This is a genomic window from Streptomyces sp. NPDC047043 (assembly GCF_040644055.1).
Lineage (GTDB): Bacteria > Actinomycetota > Actinomycetes > Streptomycetales > Streptomycetaceae > Streptomyces.
The window spans coordinates 84,659-109,076 of record NZ_JBEYVO010000038.1 but is presented as its reverse complement, the minus strand read 5'-3'; the positions used below and the strand labels follow the sequence as shown (position 1 = coordinate 109,076).

The 24,418-nt window shown below is 70.3% G+C and carries 22 protein-coding genes; 11 read left to right on the top strand and 11 right to left on the bottom strand.

The features are described from left to right. Positions 1–35: 35 nt before the first annotated feature. On the bottom strand, positions 36–836 hold the full coding sequence (locus tag ABZ880_RS44395) for a glucose 1-dehydrogenase (RefSeq protein ID WP_361276039.1): 801 nt from the start codon (positions 834–836) through the stop codon (positions 36–38). A 297-nt stretch (positions 837–1,133) separates the two neighbouring features. Here ABZ880_RS44395 and ABZ880_RS44390 point away from each other — a divergent pair, with 297 nt between their 5' ends. Together ABZ880_RS44390 and ABZ880_RS44385 are read left to right on the top strand one after the other, a co-directional pair. Continuing rightward, on the top strand, positions 1,134–1,895 hold the full coding sequence (locus ABZ880_RS44390; RefSeq protein ID WP_361276036.1) for an SDR family oxidoreductase: 762 nt from the start codon (positions 1,134–1,136) through the stop codon (positions 1,893–1,895). An 8-nt stretch (positions 1,896–1,903) separates the two neighbouring features. Then, a complete protein-coding gene (locus ABZ880_RS44385) occupies positions 1,904–3,514 on the top strand; it encodes a helix-turn-helix domain-containing protein (RefSeq protein ID WP_361276034.1) in 1,611 nt (536 codons plus the stop codon). 15 nt (positions 3,515–3,529) lie between these two features. Here the strand turns inward: ABZ880_RS44385 and ABZ880_RS44380 are convergent, their stop codons facing one another. The 3 genes from ABZ880_RS44380 to ABZ880_RS44370 are packed head-to-tail and all read right to left on the bottom strand — an operon-like array spanning position 3,530 to position 6,512. Continuing rightward, positions 3,530–4,258, bottom strand: coding sequence for an SDR family oxidoreductase (locus tag ABZ880_RS44380; protein WP_361276031.1), 729 nt, complete (start codon positions 4,256–4,258; stop codon positions 3,530–3,532). A gap of 2 nt (positions 4,259–4,260) precedes the next feature. Next, entirely contained in the window at positions 4,261–5,076 is an 816-nt protein-coding gene (locus ABZ880_RS44375) for an SDR family oxidoreductase (RefSeq protein WP_361276028.1), read from the bottom strand. Next, complete coding sequence (locus ABZ880_RS44370; RefSeq protein WP_361276025.1) at positions 5,073–6,512, bottom strand: APC family permease; 1,440 nt, start codon at positions 6,510–6,512, stop codon at positions 5,073–5,075. The genes ABZ880_RS44375 and ABZ880_RS44370 overlap by 4 nt, the downstream gene beginning before the upstream one ends. 412 nt (positions 6,513–6,924) lie before the next feature. On the opposite strand from ABZ880_RS44370, the gene ABZ880_RS44365 reads away from it, so the two are divergent. The 5 genes from ABZ880_RS44365 to ABZ880_RS44345 all read left to right on the top strand — a co-directional run bounded on the left by ABZ880_RS44365 (position 6,925) and on the right by ABZ880_RS44345 (position 11,415). Next, complete coding sequence (locus ABZ880_RS44365) at positions 6,925–7,653, top strand: type 1 glutamine amidotransferase (protein ID WP_361276022.1); 729 nt, start codon at positions 6,925–6,927, stop codon at positions 7,651–7,653. 60 nt (positions 7,654–7,713) lie between these two features. Next, complete coding sequence (locus ABZ880_RS44360) at positions 7,714–8,220, top strand: nuclear transport factor 2 family protein (RefSeq protein WP_361276019.1); 507 nt, start codon at positions 7,714–7,716, stop codon at positions 8,218–8,220. Between the two features lie 167 nt (positions 8,221–8,387). Beyond that, positions 8,388–9,755, top strand: a complete 1,368-nt coding sequence (locus ABZ880_RS44355) for a glutamine synthetase family protein (RefSeq protein ID WP_361276015.1) — start codon at positions 8,388–8,390, stop codon at positions 9,753–9,755. Between the two features lie 45 nt (positions 9,756–9,800). Then, a complete protein-coding gene (locus ABZ880_RS44350) occupies positions 9,801–10,739 on the top strand; it encodes a TIGR03619 family F420-dependent LLM class oxidoreductase (protein ID WP_361276013.1) in 939 nt (312 codons plus the stop codon). 103 nt (positions 10,740–10,842) lie between these two features. Beyond that, positions 10,843–11,415 carry a MarR family transcriptional regulator gene (locus tag ABZ880_RS44345; RefSeq protein WP_361276010.1) on the top strand — a complete coding sequence of 191 codons (573 nt, stop codon included), beginning with the start codon at positions 10,843–10,845 and terminating at the stop codon, positions 11,413–11,415. Positions 11,416–11,418: 3 nt separating this feature from the next. Here the strand turns inward: ABZ880_RS44345 and ABZ880_RS44340 are convergent, their stop codons facing one another. From ABZ880_RS44340 to ABZ880_RS44310, 7 genes are all read right to left on the bottom strand, one after another. Next, a complete protein-coding gene (locus ABZ880_RS44340) occupies positions 11,419–12,132 on the bottom strand; it encodes a gamma-glutamyl-gamma-aminobutyrate hydrolase family protein (protein ID WP_361276008.1) in 714 nt (237 codons plus the stop codon). Then, positions 12,129–13,619 (bottom strand): aldehyde dehydrogenase, encoded by a 1,491-nt coding sequence (locus ABZ880_RS44335; protein ID WP_361276006.1) that lies wholly within the window; start codon positions 13,617–13,619, stop codon positions 12,129–12,131. Before ABZ880_RS44335 ends, ABZ880_RS44340 begins: the two co-directional genes overlap by 4 nt. 71 nt (positions 13,620–13,690) lie before the next feature. Then, the gene (locus ABZ880_RS44330; RefSeq protein WP_361276004.1) at positions 13,691–14,536 is read right to left on the bottom strand and encodes a fumarylacetoacetate hydrolase family protein; all 846 of its coding nucleotides are present in this window, start codon (positions 14,534–14,536) and stop codon (positions 13,691–13,693) included. An 11-nt stretch (positions 14,537–14,547) separates the two neighbouring features. Then, positions 14,548–15,474: a 3,4-dihydroxyphenylacetate 2,3-dioxygenase gene (locus ABZ880_RS44325; RefSeq protein ID WP_361276001.1), complete on the bottom strand. Its 927-nt coding sequence runs from the start codon at positions 15,472–15,474 to the stop codon at positions 14,548–14,550. Beyond that, the gene (locus tag ABZ880_RS44320; protein ID WP_361275999.1) at positions 15,467–16,927 is read right to left on the bottom strand and encodes an aldehyde dehydrogenase; all 1,461 of its coding nucleotides are present in this window, start codon (positions 16,925–16,927) and stop codon (positions 15,467–15,469) included. The genes ABZ880_RS44325 and ABZ880_RS44320 overlap by 8 nt, the downstream gene beginning before the upstream one ends. A gap of 96 nt (positions 16,928–17,023) precedes the next feature. Further along, the gene (locus ABZ880_RS44315) at positions 17,024–17,836 is read right to left on the bottom strand and encodes an acetoacetate decarboxylase family protein (RefSeq protein WP_361275996.1); all 813 of its coding nucleotides are present in this window, start codon (positions 17,834–17,836) and stop codon (positions 17,024–17,026) included. 312 nt (positions 17,837–18,148) lie between these two features. Then, a complete protein-coding gene (locus ABZ880_RS44310; RefSeq protein ID WP_361275993.1) occupies positions 18,149–19,354 on the bottom strand; it encodes an ROK family protein in 1,206 nt (401 codons plus the stop codon). A gap of 286 nt (positions 19,355–19,640) precedes the next feature. On the opposite strand from ABZ880_RS44310, the gene ABZ880_RS44305 reads away from it, so the two are divergent. The 4 genes from ABZ880_RS44305 (at position 19,641) to ABZ880_RS44290 (ending at position 24,407) form a co-directional block, all read left to right on the top strand. Beyond that, on the top strand, positions 19,641–20,921 hold the full coding sequence (locus tag ABZ880_RS44305) for a sugar ABC transporter substrate-binding protein (RefSeq protein ID WP_361275991.1): 1,281 nt from the start codon (positions 19,641–19,643) through the stop codon (positions 20,919–20,921). Between the two features lie 15 nt (positions 20,922–20,936). Further along, on the top strand, positions 20,937–21,905 hold the full coding sequence (locus ABZ880_RS44300; protein ID WP_361275988.1) for a sugar ABC transporter permease: 969 nt from the start codon (positions 20,937–20,939) through the stop codon (positions 21,903–21,905). After that, the gene (locus ABZ880_RS44295; RefSeq protein ID WP_361275985.1) at positions 21,905–22,777 is read left to right on the top strand and encodes a carbohydrate ABC transporter permease; all 873 of its coding nucleotides are present in this window, start codon (positions 21,905–21,907) and stop codon (positions 22,775–22,777) included. Before ABZ880_RS44300 ends, ABZ880_RS44295 begins: the two co-directional genes overlap by 1 nt. A gap of 94 nt (positions 22,778–22,871) precedes the next feature. Beyond that, on the top strand, positions 22,872–24,407 hold the full coding sequence (locus ABZ880_RS44290; RefSeq protein ID WP_361275983.1) for an alpha-N-arabinofuranosidase: 1,536 nt from the start codon (positions 22,872–22,874) through the stop codon (positions 24,405–24,407). The last annotated feature ends 11 nt before the right edge of the window (positions 24,408–24,418 follow it).

Below are 24,418 nucleotides of genomic sequence, written 5' to 3'. Positions count from 1 at the left end.
TCGCGCTGCTAACGCCGTGCGGGGAGGGCGTGGGGCTACTGGGAGGTCATGCCGCCGTCGACGGTGACGACGCTGCCGGTCATGAAGCTGGCCTCGTCGGAGGCGAGGAAGAGCGCGACGTTGGCGATCTCGCGCGGGTGGCCGGGGCGCCCGATGGGCTGGAAGGAGTCGATGGTGTCGTAGACGTGGTCGAGGCCGCCGAGGAGTTCGGCGTGGGCGTGGTTGATCGGGGTGTCGACCCAGCCGGGACAGATGACGTTGCAGCGGATGCCCTGCTTCACATAGTCCAGGGCCACGCCCTTGGTCAGCATCACGCTCGCGCCCTTGGAGGCGGAGTAGACCGTGAGGAAGGGCTCACTCACAAGGCCGTTCACGCTGGAGATGTTGACGATCGATCCGCCGCCCTGGACCAGCATGTGCGGGATCACTGCCCGGCAGCCGTAGAGCTGTCCCTTGACGTTGACGTCGAGGGTCCTGTCGATGATGTCGTCGGGGACCTCGTGCAACAGTCCGGGCAGGTTGACGCCGGCGTTGTTGACCAGGACGTCCACCCTTCCCCACAGTTCCACCGCGGCCGCGACCATCGCGTCCGTCTCGGTGCTGGACGAGACGTCGACAACCCGCCCCTCGGCCGTCCCGCCCGCCTCCCTGATCTCGCGCGCGGTCGTCTCGGCCGTCCCGGCACCGACGTCGGCGCACAGGACCAGCCCGCCCTCCTCGGCGAGGCGGTGGGCGATGGCCCTGCCGATGCCGGATCCGGCGCCGGTCACGATGCAGACCTTGTCCACCACTCGGCCGGTGGACGCGGGAGCGGTGGTATGGGGAGAGGTCACCATGGGCTGGGGCTCTCTTTCAGGGCAGAGGAGGCGACGGTTCGAGGTCGGACGGCGCGCCTCAGGGACACAGGAGTGGGCCGGCGCAGCCGGTTCGTCCGATCGGACAACAGCCGATGCCGTCCGGCCGGGGCCCGTGGCGGCGGCGCGGCGGCCAGTCCGCTCCGATCTGCGCATTCGCCACGCGAGATGTCACAATGCTCGGGTGTCCTCCTTCCTGTGTCATTGGACGATCTACCAACAAACCACGGCCGAGTCGGTGCGACAGTCCGAACGGTGGCGCACTGCAGGAGGCAGGCCGTGATCTCCCTCGACGGCAAGGTGGCGGTCGTCACGGGCGCCGCCAGCGGTATCGGCCGGTCGGTGACGCGTGCCTTCGTGGCGGCCGGGGCCAAGGTGCTCGCCGCGGACATCGACGAGCCGGGCGTACGGCGTACCGCCGAGCTGTGCGATGCCCCGGGGGCGGTCCTGCCGATGCGTGCCGACGTCTCCGACCCCGGCGACATGGCCACCGCGGTCGGCGCGGCCGAGGAGACCTGGGGGCGCCTGACCACCATGGTCAACAACGCGGCGCTTTCCATCCCCGGCACCGTGCTGGACACCACGGTCGAGGACTTCGACCGGATGCTCGCCGTCAACCTCCGCGGGGTCTTCCTCGGCTGCAAATACGCGGTCCCCGCGCTGCTGCGGGCGGGCGGGGGCTCGATCATCAATATGGGCTCGGTCAACAGCCTCGTCGCCGAGCCCGTGCTGGCGGGGTACACGGCGAGCAAGGGAGGCGTCCTGATGCTGACCAAGGCCGTGGCACGGGACTTCGCCTCCGCGAGTGTGCGGTGCAACTGCATCTGCCCCGGGTGGGTCGACACACCCATCAATCTCGCCCACGCGGAACGGATGGGCGGCATCGAGGCGGTCCGCGACACCCTGCCCTCCTGGCAGCCCATCGGACGGGAGGGCCGACCCGACGAGATCGCCTCGGTCGCGCTGTTCCTCGCCTCCGACCTGTCCACTTTCATGACCGGTTCGGCCGTCGTCGCCGACGGTGGCATGACCGCGATCTGAGAGGCGTGATGACAGAGGGTTCAGCGTACGGACCGAGCCCCACCCTGGAAGCGCTCACGGCGGCGCTGGGTGCCGGCGTGCTGCGCGCGGTGCTCCTGCCCGAACCATCGCTTCCGGTCACCGGGGTGCGGGTCCACGAGTCGGGTTCCGTCCAGGGGCCCGGACGCGGTGAGATCGTCCTCGCCATCGGGGTGGAGGACGTGGCGGCGGTAACCGGGCTGCTGCGTCGGCTGGCCGGCGTCGTGGCGGCGGTGGCCGCGAAGTGCCCCGACCGCAACGACGCCGAACTCCTCGGGGCCGCGGCCGAGCACGGCTGCGGAGTCCTGCTGCTCGACGACGGCGTCGACTGGCTGCAGACGGTGGCGCTGCTGCAGGGGGAGATCGCGGGGCACGCCACCGAGTCGGACGAGGTGTCGGGCGCGTCCGCGGGGCCGGCCCACGACCTCTTCGAACTGGCCGACCTCGCCGCCGACGCGATCGGGGGGCCGGTGACCGTCGAGGACGCCCAGGGCTGGCTGCTCGCCTACTCCCGGGACCAGGCCGGAGGCGACACGGTGCGGGCCCAGACACTCCTCAACCGCCGTGCCCCGGCCGAGTTCACCCGCGCGCTGACGGAACGCGGCATCCGGCAGGCGATCGGGCGCGGCAACACCGCGGTGACCGTACGTGACGTGGTGCCGGGCGCCGCAGGGCGGCTCGGAATGGGCCTGCGCGTGGGTGGTTTCGCCCTGGGATCGATGTGGGCGGTGGTCGAAGGTGCCGACCAGGAGCGGGTCGCGGCCTTCACTCGGATCGGCCACCGCGCGGCGGCCCATCTGATGCGCCGCCGTACCGAGGAACACCGCACCCGTCACGTCGAGATGGAGCAACTCGCCGTCCTCCTGCACGGCGGTCCCGCCGTGACGGGTTCGGCCGACACGATCGACCTGCCCCACGGAACCCACTGGGTGGCGGCGCTGGCCGTCGCCCCCAGCGACGCCTCGGATCGCGCTGTCACCCGCTCCCGTCTCGAACACGGGCTCGCACTGATGCCGCGGGCCGCCGGGATGACCGTGCACGCGGGCCAGTTGTCGAATCTCTGGTATCTCGTCCTCACCGTGACCGGCTCCCGCGAGCCGACCCGGGCCGTCGTCGGCTCCTGGGTGCGGGACCTGCTCGACGACGGCCCTCAGGGGCGGCTGCCCATTCACGCCGGGATCGGCTCGGCCGCCCAGCACCGGGACGAACTGCCGCGCTCACGCAAGGAGGCCGAACGGGCCCTCGCCGTCGCCCGCCTCGCCGTGAGCCCCGGGCCTCCGCTCGACTTCGTGGACTGCTGGGCGCGTGCCGCCCTGCTGCGGCTCCTCGACCCGACCGTGGTGGCCGATCTGGAGACCGCGACCCCGCTGTGGCGGCTACGGAGCCAGGACACGGCCCACGGTACTGACTACGTCCCGACGCTCCATGCCTGGCTGGAGCACCAGGGCAACGTCCGCACCGCCGCCGAGCGGCTCCACGTGCATACGAACACGCTGCGCTACCGCCTCGGCAAGATCGAACAGACGATGGGCGTCGACCTGACGGACCCGGACATCAGGCTCATCCTGTCGCTCCAGCTCAAGGCCATGTACGGAGCCTGAGCGATCTGTTCCGGGTCACGCCGGGAACGCCGAGCGGGCCAGTGCCCCGAAGTCCATGACCTGGGCAGTGCCGTTGACGCCACGTGCCAGGTCGGAAACGAGGTAGCAGATGGCCGCGGCTATCTCCTCGGCCCGGTGCACGGGGTAGGGCTGGCCCTCGAACCCGGCCTCGGTCAGACCGAGGTCGGTGCGGGACATCGGGGTGTCGACGATGCTGGGGGCCACGCAGTTGACCCGTACACCGTCCGGCTCCAGGTCGGTGGCGAGGGCCTTGGCCAGCATCAGGACACCGCCCTTGGAGGCGCAGTACGGCACCATGCCGGGCGCGGCCACGAATCCCGAGTCCGAGGCGACGAAGACGATCGCGCCGCCGCCCCTCGCCCGCATGGCGGCCGACGCGTGTTTCGCCAGGAGGAACTGGCCGGTGAGGTTGACCTCGATCGTCCGCGTGAACTCGGCATGGGTGATGTCCGCCGGTGACTTGCCCATGGGACCGGAGACGCCGGCGCAGCCCACCGCGATGTCAGGGCCGCCGCAGGCGCGCACCGCCTCGGCGAGCGACTCCTCATCGGTGACGTCTCCGGTGTGCCAGCGCACGCCGTCGGGAAGGCCGGGTGGGGGCGGCGCCAGGTCGAGCACGGTCACGGTGACGCCCTCGGCGAGAAGGGCGGTGACGGTGGCCCGCCCGATGCCGCTGCCACCGCCGGTGACCAGAGCCGTGCGGCCCTTGAGGTGAAGGTCCACTGTCAGTCCTCGTTCTGACGGGGGGCGAGGGAGAAGTCGAAGGGGACGGCCCCCGGGTCGACCATGGTGGTGCCGCCGTCCACGGTGAGGGTGGTGCCGTTGACGTACGACGCGCCGGGGCCGAGCAGCCAGAGCACGGCGTCGGCGATCTCCTCGGCCAGGGCGGGGCGGCGCTGCGGCACCAGGGCCGTGACGGCGTCGTACGACGCGTCGATGCCGAGGCCGAGGGGTTCGCCGAACTCGCGCATCTCCTGGTCGGCCATCTCCGTGCGTGTCCAGCCCGGGCAGACGGTGTTGGCGCGGACGCCGAGCGGGCCGAACTCGGTGGCGATCGACGCCGTCAGCATGGCCGCGCCGGCCTTGGAGGCGGCGTATGCGGCCATCCCGGACGGGGCGCGAAGCCCCGCGATGGAACCGACGGTGACGAACGCGCCCCGGGAGCTGGTGAGTTCGGGCAGGGCGGCGCGGGCGAGGAGGAACACGGAGGTGAGGTTGGTGCGCAGGGTGGCGTCCCAGTCCTCGTCGGAGAGGTCGGCGACGCCGCCGGGGCGCATGATGCCGGCGTTGGCGACGACCCCGTCGAGCCGGCCGTACTCGCGCACGACGGCGGCGACCAGGTCCTCGACCTCGCCGCGGACGGTGACGTCGGCGACGTACGCGGTGCCGCCGCAGCCGTCCGCCACCTTGTCGAGCGGCTCGCGCCGCCGTCCGCAGACGGCGACGCGGGCCCCGGCGGCCGCGGCCCGGTGGGCGACGGCGGCACCGATGCCGCTGCTCGCCCCCGCGACCAGATACACCGGTTCCGATCGCACGGTCACCGCACCTCCGCCGTACGGGTCCTGACCGCGAACCCTCCGACGACGGCGACCACAACCAGCCCGATCGCGGCGTAGGCCGCGTAGATCGACGGCGAGGGCACCTTGTAGACGGCGCCGAAGAGCGCGCCTCCGGTGATCACCAGGCCGACGACGGTGGCGATCCACGTCTGGGCCGGGCCCGCGTGCCCCTTGAGTCCGCGCGGTGCGCCCAGGCACATGGCGAGGTAGATCGCGGCGAGGCAGAAGATGCCGAAGGCGGACAGCCAGGCGTACCAGCCGAAGTAGTCGGGCAGGCCCGGGACCGCCACGCCCTCGGGGAAGGCCTGGCTGACCAGGAGGGTGAGGAGGTAGACGACGGCCACGACCGCCGTGCCGCCGACGGGGGTGCCGCGGCGTGCGCTGACCCGGGTCAGGGGCTTGGGCAGCCAGCCGTCCTTGGCCATGGTCAGCACACCGCGGGTGACGGCCACCGAGACGCCGATGTACACGGCCAGCATGTCGAGCAGGATGACCAGCTCGACCAGACGGGCGACCCAGGTGGTGCCGAAGGCGCCCGGCGACGCGAGGGCGACGAGCGGGGCCCCGGCGTTCTTGGCGACCGCGTCGACGCTGAAGTGGAACCCGGCGATCTGGGCGTAGCAGCCGAGCAGGAAGAACACAGCGGAGGCGATCAGCGAGATCATGACCGCCCGGGGGACGGACCGCTTGGGGTCGGCGGTCTCCTCGGCGAGGTTGGCGGCGGACTCGAACCCGGTGAAGAGCAGGACGCCGTAGATGACCGAGAAGGCGATCCCGCTCCAGCCCTGTGCGGAGCTGGACGGCTTGAAGGCGGTGAGGCTGTTGTCGCCGCCCACCTTGACGATCAGGTAGACGAAGAACACCGCGAGGACGCCCATGGAGATCAGGGCGAGCGCCAGCTGGACCTTGACGGAGATCTGTACGCCGATGTGCACGATAGCGGTCACCAGAGCGAGGAAGGCCAGCTGCCAGACCCACACGGGTATGGCGTCGAAGCCGAACTCGGCCTTGAGGTCGTCGTATACCGTGCCGCCGATCAGCACGGCGATACCGGCGCCGAGGACGAGGACACCGGCGTAGTAGACGTATCCGGCCGCCGCGCCGAGGCGGGCACCGAGTCCCTCGGTGACGTAGTTGTACAGGGAGCCGGCGGCCCGGATGCGGCGGGCGTAGGTGGCGACGATCCAGCCGATGGCGAGCATGCCGATGGTGCCGAGCAGCACCGAGAAGGGGGCGGCGGCGCCCGCTCCGTTACCGGTGGCGGTGGTGATGCCCACCAGCATCGGGAGCAGTACGGAGACGGAGAACACGGGGCCCATGAACCCGACGGACTGGGCCACCACATCGGTCAGGGACAGCGTGCCGGAGGGCGCGGGGGCCTCGGAGCCGGTGCTGGGTGGTGCGGTCTGGTGCGACATGGATCGCTCCATCCGGGAAGGCGCGCCTGCACGGAGGGCGAGGCGCGGGACGGGGACGGGGCCAGGCGGACCAGCCCATCGTTTGGGTCCGTACAATATGGATGCCGAGGCCCGCCGACAAGGGGTCGGGGGCAGAGATTGACGAATCCGCAACCAACTTGCCGTGACAGCCGCCCCATCCTATTGTTTGACCCCGAATAACTTGACCGTCGCGCGCCCGGCGAGGCGGCCCCTCGACGGGACCGGCCGGTCCCGTCCGCGAGACAGTCCGGCCTCACCCCGCCGACCGGCCCCGGAGCCCGGCACACAGGTGCACCCGGGGCGGCCTCCGGGGAGTGCACTGCCAGGGCCGGGCGGGCGACGCGAAGGGCCCGTGCGCACGAGGTGCGGCGACCAGAAGGAGAGACCCGACATGCGGGCCCTTGTCCTGCGGCACGATCACGCCTCACTGTCCGGGCCCGTGGGTGACCGACTGGTCCAGCACGGCTTCACCCTCGACGAACGCATCGTCGTACCCGCCGAGCGGCAGCACGACCCGGCCGTCGAGTTCGACTTCCCGGCGCCAGAGGAGTACGACCTGATCCTGGCGCTCGGCGCGCCCTGGTCCGTCTACGACCGGCCCACCGTCGGCACCTGGATCGACGGCGAGCTGGAACTGCTGCGCCGGGCGCACGCGCGGGACCTGCCGGTGCTCGGGATCTGCTTCGGAGCCCAGGCCCTGGCGACCGCGCTGGGCGGGGGCGTCGAGCGTGCGCCGCGTCCGGAGATCGGCTGGATGACCGTCGACTCCGACGCCCCGGACCTGCTGCCGCAAGGCCCCTGGTTCCAGTGGCACATCGACCGCTTCGCCGTGCCACCCGGCGCCGTGGAGCTGGCCCGCAGCCCGGTCGGCCCCCAGGCCTTCCGGACCGGGCGCGCACTCGGGGTGCAGTTCCACCCGGAACTGACCGAGGAGACCCTGAGCCAGTGGCTCGACCTGGGCGGCGCACGCCAGGCCGAGGGGTACGGCATCGACCCCGGCCGGCTGCTCACAGAGACCGGCGCCCGGCGCGAGGAGTCCCGACGGCGGGCCCATGGCCTGGTGGACGGGTTTCTCCGTACGGCGCTTCCCGGCCCTTCCGTGCACCTGCGGCAGCCCTGACACAGACGTGGACGCCCCGACCCCGGGCGTTCTCGACCCCCACACAGAGGAGACGACACGATGAACAGGAAGACCACCCTCGTAGCCGGCCTCGCCGCCGCCACGCTCGCGCTCGGCGGCACCGCGTTCGCCACCCAGGGTTCCGCCTCCACGGACCACCGGAGCGCGAAGGCCACGTCGGCGCAGTCGACCACCGAGTGCAACAAGCGGGTGGCGCTGGCCTTCATCGACCTGGCGTTCAACAAGAAGAAGCCCCAGGAGGCCGCGGACCGTTACATCGGAGCCACGTACACCCAGCACAACCCGAACTTCGCCGACGGCAAGGCGGCGTTCGTCTCCGCGGTGACCGACTACACCCAGCAGTTCCCGCAGCTCAAGGAAGACGTGAAGCGGGTCGCGGCGGAGGGCGACCTGGTCTTCGTCCACACGCACGAGACCACCACGCCGACCGACCTCGGCAGCGCGGTCGTGGACATCTTCCGGTTCAAGAACGGCAAGATCGTCGAGCACTGGGACGTCACCCAGTCCGTGCCGGAGACCTCGGCCAACGACAACACCATGTTCTGACCGGTCCTCCACCGGTTCGCACGGCGCGTCGGGGGACGCGATCTCCCGACGCGCCGCGCGCTTCGCGGTGCGCGCCACGGCTCCCGGGGCGCAGCATGGTTGCGGAGACGCCACACCCGCCATATTGTTTGACTTCAAATGACTTCTGGCTGAACCGGAGGCCCCCGGTGTCCGACCACACGTCCCCCTCCGCCGCCGACCGGCTCAGGCAACTCGCCGCCGAACTCGCCGGCCGCGACATCGACCTGGTCCGCGTCCTCTGGAGCGACCTGCACGGAGTGGCGCGCGGCAAGGAGATCCCGACCGACGAACTCCCCCGGTTCGCCGACCACGGCGTCGCCTTCTGCCAGGCCCTCATGGTCACCGACCTGGCGGGCAACCCCCTGCACGTGCCCGAGTCCGCGAGCAGCGGCTGGCCCGACGCGGACGCCCGTATCGACCCCGACACCCTGGCCCTGCCCGGCTACGCGCCCGGGGTCGCCTACCTGCTCGCCGAGGTCACCGACCCGGCCGCCCACGGGGCCCCGCTGCGCTTCGATCCGCGCTCACTGCTGCGCGGCCAGATCGACCGTCTGACGGCCCGCGGGCTGCACCCCGTGGCCGCTCCCGAGCTGGAGTTCTACCTCCTGCGGGCGGACCCCGAGGCACCGTACGGCTGGCGCAGGTACCTGGAGCGGGACACCGCGGGCTATGTCGTCGGGACCGCCTACGACCCGGACGACATGCTCCCGCTGCTCATCCGGGAGTGTCGCGCCCTCGGCCTCGGTGTCCAGGCCGGCATCCAGGAGTTCAGCGGCGGGCAGTACGAGATCAACCAGTCGCACGGCCCGGCGCTGGCCGCCGCCGACCGGGCCTTCCTGTTCAAATACGCGGTGAAGGAGATCGCCGCCCGCCACGGGATGCGCGCCACCTTCATGGGCAAGCCCTTCGCCGACCGCTCGGGCAGCGGCCACCACGTCCATCTCTCGCTCACCGACGACCAGGGCCGCAACCTCTTCGCCGACGACAGCGCCGAGGACGGGCTCTCGGCGCTCGCCAGGTCCTTCCTGGCCGGACTGCTCGAACACGCCCCGGCGCTGATGGCCGTGCTCAACCCGACCGTCAACGCCTACAAACGCCTCGCCGCCGCCGGTTCGCTCGCCCCCACCGCCGCCAATTGGGGCTACGACAACCGGCTCGCCTACGCCCGGATCCCGCCCGAGCGCGGCGCGGGCGCCCGGATCGAGGTCCGCATCGGCGACGGCGCGGGCAACCCCTACCTGACGATCGCGGCCCTGCTGGCGGCCGGGCTCGACGGTGTCGAACGCGACCTCCTGCCGCCCCCGGCCATCACCGGCGACCGAGGCGACGAGGGAGCCCCGCTGCCGTCCTCGTTCCGCGAGGCGCTGACGGCCCTGGAACAGGACAAGGCGCTGGGCAAGGCGCTCGGCGAGCGGTTCGTCCAGGTCTTCACGGAGCTCAAGCGCCAGGAGATCACTCGCTTCGAACAGGCTGTCACCGACTGGGAGTTCAACGAGTACTCCTGGATGCTCTGACCCGCGGGGCCGTCCCCGGATGCTCACGAACGGAGAACGACGACCATGACCACCGCACCCCGCATGCAACTGGTGCTGAGTGAGAACTGGACGATGACCGGCGGCCGGGCCGACCTGCCGCTTCTGGTGCGCTGGGCACGCGAGGCCGAGGACGCCGGCTTCGACTCGGTGATGATCAGCGAGCACATCGTCCTCGGCCCGGACGCCGGCGCGAACGGTGTCATGGGCAACCCCCGGGACTACGCGCTGCCCGGCAACCAGGACCCGTACACCCCCTGGCCCAACTCCCTGATGCTGCTCAGCGCCATCGCCGCCGTCACCGAACGGCTGCGCCTCGCGGCCTCGGCCGTCATCGCGCCGCTGCGCCACCCGCTGCTGCTGGCCCGCGAGCTGGGCACCTTGGACCTGCTGTCGGAGGGACGCCTGATGGTGCTGCCCAACGTCAGCTGGAGCCGCGACGAGTACGCCGCTCTCGGCGTTCCCTTCGCCACGCGAGGCAGGCTCCTGGACGAACACCTGGAGATCTGGGCCAAGCTCTGGGGCCCCTCCCCCGTGTCGCACCGGGGCGAGCACTACGTGTTCGAGGACGTCTACTTCGAGCCCAAGGCGCACCGGCCGGACGGACCTCGCCTGTGCTTCGGCGGGGCGGGCATGCACGACGCCATGGTCCGTCGCATAGTGCGGTACGGCCACGCCTTCAACCCACTCGGCCGCCCCACCGCGGAAGAGATGGGCAAGCTCGCCCAGGCCATGAAGGCTGCCGGCCGGGACCTCTCCGAACTGGAACTCGTCGGCGGCACCCGGGCGGTCTTCCCCGACGACACCTCGTGTGCGGACCTCGCCCAGGCCCTGGATTCCGTTCCCGAGCAGATGGCTCAGGGCTTCACGACCTTCTGTGTGAAGCCGTCCCAGTTCACCGACGACCCCGACGGGGTGGGGTCCTTCTGCCGTGAGGTCATGCGCCGGGTCGGCGCACTGAGCTGACCGGTGGCGGCCGGCCCGCTCCGTCCCTTCGTACAATCTCATCCCGAACCGCTCGCGCCCCCGGAACGTCGTTCCGGGGGCGCGAGAGACCACAGGAGGGGCCGTGCCCGGACACCGATCGATCACCGAAGCCGAGCGGCTGGCGTCGGCCAAGCTCGGCGGGTTCCCGATCCGGCGCGAGCAGATGGCGGCCGTGGCCAACATCCACCGCGCCGCGTACGCCGTACGACAGCACCTGGAGAACTCGGTGCTGCGCGGCTCGGACCTGACCTGGACGGGGTTCGTCGTCCTGTGGGTGGTCTGGATCTGGGGCGAGTCGGAGACCCGCAGCGTCGCCGAGGAGGCGGGGATCTCCAAGGGCACCCTCACCGGGGTGGCCCGCACCCTGGAGAACCGCGGGCTCCTCCAGCGCGCGGGGCACCCCGACGACGGCCGACTGGTGCTGCTCAGCCTCACCGACAAGGGCGAGGAGTTGATGCAGCGGGTCTTCCCGGCCTTCAACGAGGAGGAGGCCTTCGTCACGGAGCAGTTGAGTGACGCCGAGTGCCGCAGCCTCGCGGACTCACTGCGCCGTGTGGTGCTCCAGGTCGAGGAGAAGGGCGAGGAGCGCCGCCACCTCCTGCTGGACGGCGCCGAGCCCGCACCGCGCCGGAGCGGGCGACGCCCCAAGAACTGAACGTCAGGTGCGGGCGGCCCGCACCAACGCGTCGAAGAGGCCCTGCTGGGCGGGGTCCTCGAATGCGGTGTCCTCCGGGTGCCACTGGACCGCGGTGAACCACCCCTTGGCGTGCGGGAGTTCGAGTCCCTCCACCGTGCCGTCGGCGGCGCGTGCGGTGACCGCCAGACCGGTGCCGAGTCCGTGCACCCGCTGGTGGTGGTAGCAGGACGCCTCGGCCTTCTCGGCGCCCGTGGCCCGCTCCAGGAGCGTTCCGCGCCGGATCTCCACCGGGTGCGTCACATGCCGGTGTTCGCGCTCGGGGCCGCCCATGTCCTGTTCCAGGGTGCCGCCGAGGGCGACGTTCACGACCTGTAGTCCCCGGCAGACGGCGAGCAGGGGACGTCCCAGGTCCAGTGCGGTGCGGGCGACTTCGAGGTCGAAGGCGTCCTGGAGGTCGTCCACGTCGTAGACACTTGTGTGGGTGTCGGTGGCGCCGTAGCGGTGCGGGGCGAGGTCGCCGCCGCCGGGGAGCAGGACGCCGTCGAAGCGTGCGAGACGGGTCGTCGTCTCGCCGGGGGCGGGGTGGATGCTCGCCGGTTCGCCACCGGCCCGCCACACGGCTTCGATCAGGGCGCGGGCGTTGACCTCGGCGGCGTACCGCAGTGCGGAGGTGGTGGCCGAGAAGCGGGCGGGGATCGCGATGAGGGGCCGCGGGGACGTGCTCGTACGGTTCACAGCTGGATCCAGGTGGTCTTCAGCTCGGTGTACTTCTCCAAGGCGTGCACGGACTTGTCGCGGCCGTTGCCCGACTGCTTCATGCCGCCGAAGGGGACGGTCAGGTCGCCCTCCTCGTAGCAGTTGACCCAGACCGTGCCGGCCTTGAGCGCCCTCGAGACCTGATGTGCGGTGGACAGGTCGGAGGTCCACAGGCCGGCGGCGAGGCCGTACTCGGTGGCGTTGGCCAGCCGTACCGCCTCGTCGAGGTCGTCGAAGGCGAGCACGGACAGGACGGGACCGAAGATCTCATCACGCGCCAGCCGCGTGCCGGGGTCGACCTCATCGAAGACGGTGGGCCGCAGGAAGCTGCCGCCGGTGTCGGCGAGAGTGCGATCACCGCCGGTCCGCAACCGGGCGCCCTCTTCGAGCCCCGTGCCGATGTGGCCGAGGACACGCTCGAGATGGCTCTCGCCCACCAGCGCGCCCATCTCGGTGACCGGGTCCAACGGGTCGCCGACCCTGAGCTCGCGGGCCCGGGTCACGATCGCCTCGGTGACGCGCTCGGCGACGGAGGAGTGCACCAGCAGCCGGGAGGGCGCGGTGCACATCTCACCCTGGTTGAAGAAGATGCCCCAGGCGGCGGTGGCGGCGGCCTTCTCCAGGTCGGGGGCGTCGGGAAGGATGATGTTCGGTGACTTGCCGCCCAGTTCCAGCCAGACGCGCTTGAGGTTGGAGTCGGCGGAGTAGCGCAGGAAGTGCCGGCCGACGGCCGTCGACCCGGTGAAGGCGAGGACGTCGACGTCGGGGTGGAGGCCCAACGCCCGCCCGGCGACCGGGCCGTCGCCGTTCACCACGTTGAGCACGCCCGGGGGCAGTCCGGCCTCGGTGCCGATCCGACCCAGCAGCAGAGCGGACAGCGGGGAGTTCTCCGACGGCTTGAGGACGACCGTGCAGCCGGCTGCGAGGGCCGGGGCGACCTTCCAACTCGCCAGCGTCAGCGGGAAGTTCCACGGGACGACGGCGCCCACGACCCCGGACGGCTCGCGGGTGACCAGGGCCAGGGCGTCGGGGGCGGTGCGGGGCGACTCGTCGGTCAGCTTGTCCGCCAACTGCCCGTACCAGCGGAAGGTGTTGATCGCGGCCCGCAGTTCGATCTGGTACGCGTCGGTGATGGGTTTGCCCATCTCCAGGCTGACGGTCAGGGCGAGCCGCTCCCGCTGCTCTTCGAGGAGTTCCGCCATGCGCAGCAGGACCCTGCCACGGTCGGCGGGCGCGAGCCGCGGCCAGGGGCCGGAGTCGAAGGCCCTGCGGGCTGCGGCCACGGCGGCGTCGACCTCGGCCGGACCTCCGTCGGCGACCTGGGCGATCACCTGGCCGTCACGGGGCGAGACGACGGAGAAGGTCGCACCGGCGCCCGGCTCTTCGGCACCGTCGATGTGGTGGGCTCCGGACACCTCCTGCGCCTTGGCCCGGCGGAGCCATTCCTCGTGGCTGACAGCTGACACGATCACCTCACACCCTCACAGTTGTTCGAACCGGCCGGGGTCGGTCCCGGCACCGGCACTCCCCGTGCCGATCAGCGTCGGGGCGGGCGGATGCCGCGGAACTCCCAGTCGCCGCCGAGCGCGGTCGAGAGGACCTCCTCGGACTCGGTGGGCTGGGCGCCGACGTCGGTGCGGATCGGGGTGGGGCCGGTCACGATGTGGTTCGTCAGCCGGCCGAGGCCCTCGACCTCCACCTCGACGACGTCCCCGGGCTGGACCGGGCGCGAGTTGGCGGGCGTACCGGAAAGGAGGACGTCGCCCGGGTACAGGGTGATGGTGCGGGCGATGTCGGCGACGAGGTAGTGCATGTCCCACTCCATCTCGTCCGTCGAACCGTCCTGCACCACCTCGCCGTTGACGTACGTCCGCAGGTACTTGCCGTGGAAGTCCCAGTCGGTGACGAGTCCCGGGCCCAGCGGGCACAGCGTGTCGGAGCCCTTCACCCGGAGCATCGAACCGGCGTCGGTGTCACGGAAATCGTGCAGACCGTAGTCGTTGGCGACGGTGTAACCGGCGATGTACTCACCCGCCTCGGCCTGTGAGATGTTCCGCGCGGTCTTCCCGATGACGATGGCGACCTCGCCCTCGTAGTTGAGCCACTTGCAGCCCTCGGGGCGGACGATCGCGCCCTTGTGGGAGTTGAGGGCGGAGGTCGGCTTGTGGAAGTAGGTCGGGGTGGAGGTGAGCTGGATCTGGAACTCGTCCACGCGGCTGCGGTGGTTGAGGTGCACGGCGACGATCTTGGAGGGTACGACGGGAGGCAGGTGCCGGGCCTCGTCGATCTTGACCCGGCGGCCGTCACCGGCGACCAGTTCGTCGCCGTCGACGGTGACCTGCACGGCGGCACCGTCGAGGAGGACGCGGCGGAATTCGGGCATGTGGAGGCTCCTCAGACGCGACTGTGCGGGGTACGCGGGGTGGGTAGACCGGTGCCGGTCCAGCCGTCGGCGGGGCGGTCGAACCACAGGTGGACCTGGCCGGTCCCGACGGAGTTCTCGTACTCCCCGTACTGGCGGGCCCGCGCGGTGCATGCCTGCTCGCCGAGGGCGCCGGCCATCATCAGGTAGTGGAAGAACTTCGCCTCGGGCTTGACCTTCCAGAACTGGTCCATGGTGTCGAGGACCTTGTCGTGGCGGCCCTCCTTGAACCAGGCGATGCGCTCGTGGTCCGCCTCCCGGGCCTCGGGGGTGCGGACGTGCACCGGGTCGCTCGCCTCGTGGTCACGGATCTCGCGCAGCGGCCAGAAGGTGTGCGACAGCGCCCCGGAGGCGATCAGCAGCACCCGTCGCCCCGGTGTGGTGGCGATGCCGTCGGCGAGCGCCCGCCCGAGCCGCAGATGGTCCTCCATGTCACCGGTCTGGCAGACCCCGATGCTCACCCACCGCTTCTCGGGCAGCCCCTCCCCCAGGTACTTCCAGAGGTTGATGGTGGCGTAGTAGATCGGCAGGTAGTCGTCCTCGATCGCGGTGATCCAGGTGCCGTGCTTGTCCGCGAACTTCTCGATGTTGCGGGCGAGTTCGGGGTCGCCGGGGAAGTCGTACGGCATCCGGCACATCCCCCGCGGCAGTTCCTCGGAGGTGAACAGGCCGGCCCGGCGGGGCTGCGCGGTGACGACGAACTCGACGGTGGTCGCCCAGTGGGAGTCGAGGACGACCACGGTGTCGTAGTCATCGCGCTCGAACACCTCCCGGCGCAGTTCCCACAGCCCGGTGACGAGGGTGATCTCCTTGCCCTCGTTCAGATCCAGCCGGTCCGCCTCCGGCAGCACGATGGTGGGGACGTGGGCGAGCAGTCCCGCCCCGACGATCTCACCCATGGTCGGCCCATCCGTTCGGCGCGGTGACGGTGTTCTTCAGATCGCAGTAGAAGTCGAAGCTCCAGGTGCCGCCCTCGCGCCCGACCCCGGACTGGCGAGAGCCGCCGAAGGGCGCCTGGAGGTCCCGGACGAAGAAGCAGTTGACCCACACCGTCCCGGCCACCAGCTTCGCGCTCACCCTTTCGGCGCGTTCCCGGTCGCCGGTGGCGAGGGTGGCGGCGAGCCCGAACCGGGTGTCGTTGGCGAGCCGTACGGCCTCCTCCTCCGTGGTGAACGTCTGGAGGGTCAGAACAGGGCCGAAGACCTCCTCCTGCACGATCTCCGAGTCCTGGGCGACATCGGTGAGCAGGGTCGGCGCGTAGTACTGCCCGTCCTTCGGGTGCCCCCCGATCACCGCACGGGCCCCGTCAGCGAGGGCCCGCTGCACGAACCCGTCGATCTTCTCCAGCTGACGAGAATGGATGTTGGGCCCGATGTCGGTGGCCTCGTCCCTCGGATCCCCCTGCTTCAGGCCCTCGGCCTTCGCCAGGAACCGCCGGGTGAACTCCTCGGCGACCGACTCCTCGACGAGGAACCGGGTGGCCGCCAGACATACCTGCCCGGCGTTGTCGTACTGCTCCACCGCGAGGTCCACGGCGAGATCCAGATCGGCGTCGGCGAACACCAACAGCGGTGACTTGCCACCGAGTTCGAGGCTCAGCGGGGTGAGGTTCGCGGCGGCCGAGGCGGCGATCCGCTTGGCCGTGGGCACCGACCCGGTGAAACTGATGCGCCGCACATCCGGGTCCGAGGTCAGCGCGTCACCGATCTCGGATCCGTACCCCTGCACGACGTTCAGCACCCCGGCCGGCAGGCCCGCCTCAGCGGCGATGTCCGCGAGGAGGGACACCGTCAGCGGAGACCACTCGGCGGGCTTCAGCACGACGCTGTTGCCGGCGGCCAGAGCCGGGGCGACCTTCCATGTCGACAGCATCAGAGGAGCGTTCCACGGCGTGATCAGCACGCACGGCCCCGCCGGGTCCCAGCTGACGTGGTTCGTGTGCCCACGTGTCTGGAAGTCCTCGTGGTCCAGCTTCAGCAGCCAGTCCGCGAAAAAGCGGAAGTTGTGCGCGACCCGGGGCATCACGCCTCGCCGGTGCGACCGCAACAGGGCCCCGTTGTCGGTGGTCTCCACGATCGCGAGCTCTTCGATCCGCTTCTCCACACCATCGGCGATGGCGTGCAGGATGCGGGCGCGCTCGGCCCGGGCGGTGGCGGCCCAGGCGGGAAACGCGGCGCGAGCGGCTGCGACAGCGGCTTGCGCCTCGGCGGGCCCGCCCCGGGCGATCTCGCCTATCGGCTGCCCGTCGATGGGTGAGTGATCCGTGAATGTGCTGTCGGAGGCGACACGCTCGCCACCGATCCAGTGCCGGGTGTCGACGGAAACACCGGCGACAACGATTTTGTCAGTCATGAGAAGGACTCCTCTTGAGAATCAGGGGAAGTGGATCTACCGAGGCGCGGGGAACCGCGCGACCAGCCACAACCAACCCGCACCCGTCCACCGGCATCACTCGGCACCCGCTCCGGACGTCCCGCTCTCCAGCAGCCGCCCCCCATCCCAGACCACCCCGACCTGCCGGTAGTAGGCGGCGATCGGCTCGCGGATCTCCAGCCGCGCCAACTCCTCGGTAGGAGCTTCGAACAGCTCCAACTCCGCCTCGCCGACCCACGGTTGCCCGCCCTCGAAGGAGGCGGCCCCCGACTCGATCAGCTCGTCCAGCGCCAGCCCCTTGCCCTTCTCGATCGAGGGCAGCCACCGATGGTGAGCCATCGGATGCGCGTTCACGAACCCGTTCGTCCCGGACGGCTCCCGCAGCGTCACCACCGCCTGCGCCAGGCGCCGGTCCGCCGCGGCAAGCGTCGCCCCGAAGCGGGCGCCCGCCTCGATCCGCGGAGCGGGCCCGTACGGATGCGGGCGGGTCTGATGGATGGAGCCGAGCTTCTTGGGATAACCCTGGTGCAGCCCGCGCGCGATCGCGAAGTCCTTGTCCACCCAGATGTAGACGCAACGGGTGTAGGTCTGTCCGCGGTACTTGCAGCGGACGACCGCGAAGGCCTCCTTGTACTGCGCGAGCACCGGGTCGAGCAGTTCCGCACCCGAGCCCGAGCAGGACTGCCAGTCGGCCCAGATCAGCGCCACCGCTCCGGGGTCCTCGTCCGCCAACTCAAGCGGCTCGGGCAGCAGTTCACTCACCCTCGCCGGATCGGTCCGGTACTCGACGGTCAGCAGATCACCGGAATACCGCCACGGCGGTGACGGAATCAGCGACGACGAACCCGTCGCCGTCTTGGGGTGGAAGTAGCCACGAACTGCGCTCATGTCGGATTCCTTACAGCGTGATGTCCCACGACAGCGTGATGTCCCACGGCTGCTGAGCCATGGGGTCATGCCGTCGACAGCCCCCGCCCAGGTCACGGCCGACCACGGCCCACGGACGAGGGGTGGCCGTCGCGGCTGGGAGACGAGACCACGTCGTACATCGTTTGACTTCAAACAATAAGGGCCGCATCCACCGGGGTCAACACCGCCGAAACACGGAGGGCTCACGCGGACCGCGCTGGAAGACCGCACGGACACGGCGGCCACCGACTGGGCGGGAGAGCGCACCACACCCCGGGACAGCCGCCCCGCTCAGGAGCGGCCGTTGGCGGCGACCTCCGAGAGAAAGCCCTCCATCACCACGGTGGCCGCACCCAGGCTCACCGGATTGCGGTCGAGGGGGCACAGCGCGATCTCGGCGCCCGCCCAGGCCTCGCCCAGGGCATGCGCGGCCAATGTGGGGCGTGCGCGTTCGACGAGCTGCGCACCCAGCCTGTCGGCCACCCACCCGGTGAGGACGACGACCTGGGGGTTGAAGAGGTTGATCAGATTGGCGAGCGCGATCCCGAGATACCGGGCCGTGGCGGTGATCGCCCGTTCGGCGTCAGGATCGCCCTCCGCCAGGGCGGCGGCCAGCGCGTTGATGGTGGCGGTCTGGTCGTCGGGGTGGAGCAGCGGGCTGCCGGGGGCCACCTCCTCCAACTGCCGCATGATGCCGGGCGCACCCACGTAGGCCTCCACGCACCCGACACAGCCTCGACGGCACAGCCGACCGTCGATCACGAGATTGGTGTGCCCCCACTCACCGGCCGTGTTGGTCGCCCCGTGATAGATCGTGCCGCCCACGGCCAGGCCCGCCCCGACGCCGGTACCCATGGTGAGAACGGCGACGTTCTCCCGCCCTCGGGCCGCACCGAACCACAGTTCGGCGACCGTGCTGGCGCGCAGCGGGTTGTCCAGATGGACCGGGATCGGGATGCGCTCGGCGAGCAGGTCACGCAATGGCACGTCGCGCCATGTCCAGTTGGAGGCGAAGACCGACGCCCTGCCGTCCGGCCGCACCTGGCCGGGAATGCTCACGCCGATGCCGAGGAGCCCGTCGAGCGGCACCCCGGCCTCGGCGGTCACGGTGGCGACTCCGGAGAGTATGCGTTCCAGGACATACCCGGGCGGGTTGTCGCGCGGGTGCAGATCCTCCTCGGCCCGGGCCAGCGCACGCAGAGCCGGATCGAAGAGCTCGACATGGACGTAGGTCTCGGCGATGTCGACACCGATGAATCGTGGGCCGTCCGGATTCGGGGCGAGAAGGTTTCGGGGACGACCCCCGCCCGAGGCCTGCTGGCCGATCTCGGCGACGAGCCGGAGCTCGAGCAACTCGCTGACGATGTCCGCGGTGGTCGCCACGGACAGGCCGACGGCGGTGGCGACATCGCGTCTCGCGACGGGTGCCGAAGCGATGACGTGCCGCATCACGGCGAACCGGTTGGCCCGCCGGATGTCCTGGTACGTGCGCTTCAACGAGACCGCCCGATATTGGCCGTGGACTGGGATGCCTCATCGTAACGCCGTGAGACATCCGAGGTATTCAGTCGGTAGAGACTTTTTCTGACTTGTTGACGAAGGGGCGTTGCGCTCATAACCTGCCTCTCGCTTAACCCCTCCGAAATCTTCGCGACACCAGACATCGCATGTCTACCCGACCTGCATCCCGCCCCGGTCTGCGCCTCGGCGGGTCAACACCCTTGCGGGTGTGGGGCATTGCCATGCCCACGCCCGTCCGCCGTCGATGAAATGAGGTTCGGTCATGTCCCTTGAGCGCAGCACGGAAGGCGCCAGATCCCTCGGGCGCAGAAACTTCCTGCGAGCCTCCGGCGCCCTCGCCGCCGCCGGTGCGCTGTCCGCATGCGGCTCGAACACCGGTCGTTCCGGTGGTTCGGGCGGCGGTGGCACCTCGCTGAGCCAGTGGTACCACCAGTACGGCGAGGCGGGCACCCAGCAGGCCGCGCTGCGGTACGCGAAGGCGTACACCAAGGCGGACGTCTCGGTGCAGTGGATCCCGGGCGACTACCCCTCCAAGCTCGCCAGCGGCCTGGTCTCCAGCAGCGGCCCCGACGTCTTCGAGTTCCACCCCGACGTACAGATGGCGAAGTCGGGACAGATAGTGCCGCTCGACGACGTCATCGCGGACGTCAAGTCCGACTTCTCGGACAAGGACCTCACCGCCAACTCGGTGGACGGCAAGGTCTACGGCATCCGCATGATCGACGACCCGCAGTTCCTGTACTACCGCAAGAGCCTGCTGGAGAAGGCGGGCGTCGAACCGCCGAAGACCTTCGACGAACTGATCGAGGCGTCCCACAAGCTCAGCAAGGGCGGGACCAAGGGCATCTACCTCGGGCTGAAGGCCGGCAGCGACGCCTGGGCCAGCCCGCTGATCTGGGCCTCCGGCGGTGAACTGCTCACCCCCGACCACAAGGTGGCCTTCGACACCCCGGCGACCGTCGCGGCTCTGAAGAAGATGCGCGAGCTGTACTCCAGCAAGACCCTGCTGCTGGGCGCCCCCACCGACTGGTTCGACCCGTCCGCGTTCACCCAGGGCCTGACCGCGATGCAGTGGTGCGGCCTGTGGGCGATGCCCGGCATCCAGAAGGCGCTGGGCGCCGACTTCGGCATCGTCCCGCTGCCCGCCGTCGGCAGCGCCGGCAAGCAGGTGGTGTACAACGGCGGCTGGTCCACGTACGTCAGTGCCAAGGCAAAGGACGTCGACGCCGCCAAGGCGTTCGTGAAGTGGCTGTGGATCGAGCAGACGAAGTACCAGGAGGACTGGTCCCTCTCTTACGGCTTCCACGTCCCGCCGCGCAAGAGCCTGGCGGCGAAGGCCACCAAGCTGCAGAGCGGCACCGCCGCAGAGGCGGTGAAGCTGTTCGGCACCGACGGGCACTACGACGACCCGTACTGGACCCAGGCCATGGTGACGATCTCCCAGGACATGTTCACCAACGCGGTGGTCAGCGGCAAGAACCCCGAGTCCGAGGTCGCCAAGGCACGCACCCGGGTCGAGGCCGAGCTCAAGAAGATCGTCTGAGGAGCCGGATCGGCCATGGCATCGATCACCACGAGTGGCGCCCACAGGGGCGCCACCGTGCCCCCTTCCCCCACAGCACGGGTCGGAGGCGGCAAACGCATACGGCGCGGCAGCGCCCGCACCTTCTGGCTCTTCGCCGGTCCCTTCCTGGCCGGACTCGGCATCTTCGTCTACGTACCGGTGGGCTGGAGTCTGTACCTGAGCCTCTTCCAGGCGCAGAACACGGTCACTCCGACCAAGTTCGTGGGCCTGGCGAACTACATGGACATCCTGACCCAGGGACCGTTCACCGACAGCCTGTGGACCTTCACGGTCTTCGCCGTGATCGTCGTACCTCTCACCTACGTCCTGGCCCTGGCGCTCGCCCTGCTGGTGCACCGGATCCGCGTCGCCCGGGCCTTCTTCCGCTCGGTGTTCTTCATCCCCACCGCGTGTTCCTACGTGGTGGCCTCGATGATCTGGAAACTGTCGATCTTCAACGGTGTGCGCTTCGGACTCGCCAACACCGTGCTCGGCTGGTTCGGGATCGATCCGATCGCCTGGATCGGCACGGTCTCCCCGCCCTGGTACTGGATGGTGCTGGTCACCGTGCGGCTCTGGCTGCAGCTGGGCTTCTACATGATCCTCTTCCTGGCCGCCCTCCAGGAGATCCCCAGGGAGCTGTACGAGGCGGCCTGGACGGACGGCGCCCGGCCGGGCTGGCAGACGTTCCGCCACATCACCCTGCCGCAGCTGCGGACCACATCCGTCGCCGTGCTGCTCCTCCTGCTCATCGCCGCCTACCAGGCGTTCGACGAGTTCTACAACCTGCTGCCCAACACCCCGTACGCCCGGCCCCCGTTGGTCTACCTCTACTACACGGCCCTCGGTCAGGGGCAGGACTTCGGTCACGGCAGCGCGGGAGCGCTGGTGCTGTCGGCACTCATCACGATCGTGACGCTCGTGCAGGGCAGGATCTTCGGCTTCGGAAAGGCGGACAGCTGATGGCCACCTCCTCCACCGGCGCCGTACAGCGCAGTCCGCGCGCCCGGCGCGGCCGGGCCGGCACCGTCGGCGTCTACGTCGCCGCGAGCGTCGCGGCCGTGCTCTTCCTGATCCCCTTCTACCTGCTGGTCCGCAACAGCCTGGCCACCGACGCCGACCTCACCGGGGCACACTGGACGTTCTTCCCGACGACCCTGCACTGGGAGAACATCTCCGAACTGTTCGACGACCCCGCCGTGCCCATGGCGCACAGCATCTACAACTCCCTGGTCGTCGGGGTGCTCGGCACGAGCGGCCAGCTCCTGATCTGCTCGCTGGGCGGCTACGCCCTGGCCCGTGTCCCCTACCGGCACGCGAACAAGATCTTCTACGCGGTGCTGGCCACCCTCATGATCCCCAGCGCGGTCACCTTCATCCCCAGCTTCGTGCTGGTGTCGTCGCTGGGCTGGGTCTCCACCCTGCGCGGCCTGATCGTGCCCGGACTGTTCAGCGGTTTCACCGCCTTCCTGTTCCGGCAGTACTTCCTCGGCTTCCCCAAGGAACTGGAGGAGGCCGCCCAGCTCGACGGTCTCGGCCCCTGGCGGGTGTACTGGCGGATCGTCGTCCCCAACTCGCGCGGCTTCTTCGCGGCGATCGCGGTGATCACCTTCGTCACCAACTGGAACGCCTTCCTGTGGCCCCTGGTCATCGGACAGGACCAGTCGAGCTGGACCGTGCAGGTCGCCCTGTCCACCTTCACCACCGCGCAGACCATCAACATCCACGAGCTGTTCCTCGCGGCCACCGTGTCCATCCTGCCGCTCGTGTTCGTCTTCCTCTTCCTCCAGCGCTACCTGGTGGAAGGCGTCGCGCACACCGGCATCAAGGGCTGACCGTCCCCGGTCCGGCGACCGTGCGCCCCTGTCCGACAGCCGGCCCCCTGTCCGTACCGCCCCCTGTTCGCACCGACCCCCGGAAGGGACCCCCATGACCGACCCCGCCGGCGAAACCCCGCTCGCAGGGGCCGTCCACCTCGACCCCCGCTTCACCGTGGGCGAGGTGAACCCGCGTCTGTTCGGCTCCTTCGTCGAGCATCTCGGCCGCTGCGTCCACACGGGCGTCTTCGAGCCGGACCACCCCACCGCCGACGAGGACGGACTGCGCGCCGACGTCCTCGCCCTCGTCCGGGAACTCGGCGTCACGATGGTCCGCTACCCCGGCGGCAACTTCGTCTCCGGGTACCGCTGGGAGGACGGGGTCGGCCCGGCCGAACACCGGCCCCGCCGACTCGACGCGGCCTGGCGGGCCGTCGAGACCAACCAGTTCGGGCTGAACGAGTTCATGCGCTTCGCCGGCAAGGCCTGGGTCGAGCCGATGCAGGCCGTCAACCTCGGTACGCGCGGCCTCCAGGAAGCGCTCGACCTGCTGGAGTACACCAACCACCCGGGCGGGACCGCCTGGTCGGAGCTGCGCCGTTCGCACGGCGTCGACAAACCGCACAACATCCGCCTGTGGTGCCTGGGCAACGAGATGGACGGCCCCTGGCAGACCGGCCACAAGACCGCCGAGGAATACGGCCGTCTCGCCGCCGTCACCGCCAAGGCCATGCGGGACCTGGACCCCGGTCTCGAACTGGTCGCCTGCGGAAGCTCCAGCCGTGCCATGCCGACCTTCGGTTCCTGGGAGGCGACGGTCCTGGAACACGCCTACGACGTCGTCGACTTCGTCTCCTGCCACGCCTACTACGAGGAGAAGGACGGGGATGTCGACAGCTTCCTCGCCTCGGCCGCCGACATGGAGGAGTTCATCGACGGGGTGGTCGCCACCGCCGACCACATCCGGGCCAAACGGCACTCCGCCAAGCGGATCAACCTGTCCTTCGACGAGTGGAACGTCTGGTACCAGAGCCGTCCCTTCAAAAACGATCCCGACGACCCCGACTGGAGTGTGGCCCCCCGTCAGCTGGAGGACGTCTACTCGGTCACGGACGCCGTCGTCGTCGGCAGCCTGCTGATCACCCTGCTGCGGCACTGCGACCGGGTCACCGCCGCGTGCCTCGCCCAGCTGGTCAACGTGATCGCCCCGATCATGACGGAGCCGGGCGGCCCGGCCTGGCGGCAGACCACGTTCCACCCCTTCGCCGAGGCGGCCCGCCATGGCCGCGGCCAGGTGCTCCGGCTCGACCTGGACAGCCCCGGCCACGACACGGCCCTGCACGGCCGGGTCCCGCTGCTGCACGCCACCGCCGTCCAGGACGAGGACGGCACGCTGACCGTCTTCGCCGTCAACCGTGACACCACCCGCCCGCTCCGCCTCACCGCGGATCTGCGGGCGTTCGGCCCCGCCGGGCCGGTCCTGCACACCACGCTGGCCGACCCCGACCGACACGCCGCGAACTCCCTGCGGCAGCCGGACCGAGTCACCCCGGCGCAGGTGGCGCAGACCCGGGTGACGGACGGCGGGCTCGACGCCGTGCTGCCGCCCCTTTCCTGGAACACCATCAGGATCACCCTCGCTCCCTGAGCCGACGGCCT